This window comes from Zhihengliuella salsuginis (genome assembly GCF_014651715.1).
GTDB lineage: Bacteria > Actinomycetota > Actinomycetes > Actinomycetales > Micrococcaceae > Zhihengliuella > Zhihengliuella salsuginis.
In genome coordinates, this window is the sequence record NZ_BMXK01000025.1 from 1 (window position 1) to 2,231 (window position 2,231).

At 66.9% G+C, this 2,231-nt stretch carries 1 protein-coding gene; it reads right to left on the reverse strand.

Features of this window, described 5'->3' with window-relative positions:
* Positions 1-2,231 (reverse strand): hypothetical protein (locus IE069_RS15510; protein ID WP_189351587.1); only part of this gene is annotated, 2,231 nt, incomplete at both ends.

Consider the following 2,231-nt stretch of genomic DNA (forward strand, 5'->3'; position numbering starts at 1 on the left):
CCCAGAAATACGTCCGATCAAACGAACCATCGGCCGACTTCGAGACCACCAACGGAGCCTCACGGCACGGCGTGACGGTCACCGAATCCTGCGGATCGTCACCCTCGACAACCACCCAGGCGGTGTTCGTGTAGTCCGCGCACTCCCCGATCGGAGCGTCCAGGACCACCGTGTAGTCGAACTCGGCGGGCGTGCCCTCCGCGTTCCACTCGGCCGTCCCCAGCAGCACCGGTTCGGTCTCCGGGTTCGTCTGGTCGTCCAGGACGTCGACCACCTTGTCGGTCTCGGTTCCGAGGTCGAACGCGACGGCGGTGCTCGCCGTGACGCTCCCGCCGTCCCAGACCACGTCGACGGTGTTCTCGCCCTCGTAGTCCGGTTGCCCGGCGATCACGCAGTCGTAGGTCAACGTCACAGTTTCACCCGGGTCGATGACCACTTCTCCGCCGCCGGCGATCTCGCAGGACTCGACGCCCTCGACACCGGGCATGTCCACGGCCGTGGCCGTGATCGGCCCCTGCTCCGGGGAGTTCGGATTCATGATCGTGACCTCGCCGGACATCCTCCAGCCCGAGTCCTCGAACGCACCGGGCGTCGCCAGGACCGTGTACCCGAAGGCGGGGGCCGCGTCGTCGGCACCCACGGTGACCGTGGTGCGGTCGACCTCCTTCGTGATATCCCACAGGTACGTGCGGTCGAAGCTCGCATCGGCCGTCTTCGAGACCATCAGGTCGGCCTCGTGGCACACGGTCGCCTCGGCGTCGTCCTGCGGGTTCTCACCCGTGACAACTACCCACGCCGTGTTGACGAAGGTCTCGCACGTTCCCGGATCCACCGTGAAGGTCAGCTCCTGCGCGAATTCCTTCGAGAACTCGTCCACCGGTTCGGTGACCTCATCCCAGCTGACCGTCCCGAGGAGCTCGCCCTCGGAACCCGGCACCGCCTCGTCGTCGTACACCTCGACCGTTCTGTCGGTCTCGGTATCGATGACGAAGCCGAACGAGGCCGTCCCTTCGGCCGAGCGCTCGCCCTCGTTCCACGTGGCGACGGCGGTGTTCTCGCCGGTCGTCTCGGCGGTCACACCGTCCGTCGTGCACGTGTAGTCGAGGACGACGCTCTCCTCCGGGCCGATGACGATCGTGCCGTCGTCGTCCAGGCCGGCGACGGTGCAGACGAGGCCGTCGACGGACACGGTGTCCTCGACGGCGGCGTCGATCGCTCCGCCCGCGTAGGTGTTCGGGTTGACGATCTCGATGGTTCCATCGAGTTCGAAGCCCGAATCCGTGTACCCCTCGGACGTCACGGTGATGGCGTACGGTACCGTCGCCTCGCCGTTCTCATCGGCGTCGATGAAGTCCTCGCCGCCGTCCGCGCGGTCCTTGCTCAGGTCCCACAGGTACGTGCGGTCGAAGGTCGCGTCCACCGACTTCTCGACGACGAGGGCCGCCTCGCGGCAGACCGTCACCTCGGCGTCGGCCTGCGGATCGTCACCTTCGACGACCACCCAGGCGGTGTTCGTGTAGGCCGCGCACTCCCCGACCGGCGCGTCCAGGGCCAGCGAGTAGCCGAACTCGGTGGGCGTGCCCTCCGCGTTCCACTCCGCCGTCCCCAACGGGACCGGATCGGCCGCAGGATTCGTCTGGTCGTCGAAAACCTCGACCACCTTGTCGGTCTCGGCATCCAGGTCGAAGGCGACCGGGACCGGATCGCTCATTGCGGAGCGCTGCCCGTCGTGCCACGTGACGACGGCGGTGTTCTCACCGGTCGTCTCGGCGGTCACGCCGTCGGTCGTACATGTGTAGTCCAACAGGACCGAAGCCGACGGAGAAACGGTGACCGTGCCGTCGTCGTTCAGATCGTCGTCCTCCACGGTGCAGACCAGGCCCTCGACCGAGATCGTGTCCTCGACCTCGGCCACGATCCACCCGGACTCGAACGAGTTGGTGTTCATGACCGTGATCGTCCCGCCGAGCTCGAAGCCGCTGTCCACGACACCGCCCGGCGTCGCGAGCACCGTGTAGCCGAACTCCGGCACCGGGTCCTCCTCGCCGACCGTCACCGTCGTCCGGTCCACGTCCTTCGACACATCCCACAGGTACAGACGGTCGAAGGAACCGTCGATCGACTTGTCGACCATCAGCGGTGCCTCACGGCACGGCGTGACGGTCACCGAATCCTGCGGGTCGTCACCCTCGACAACCACCCAGGCGGTGTTCGTGTAGTCCACGCACTCC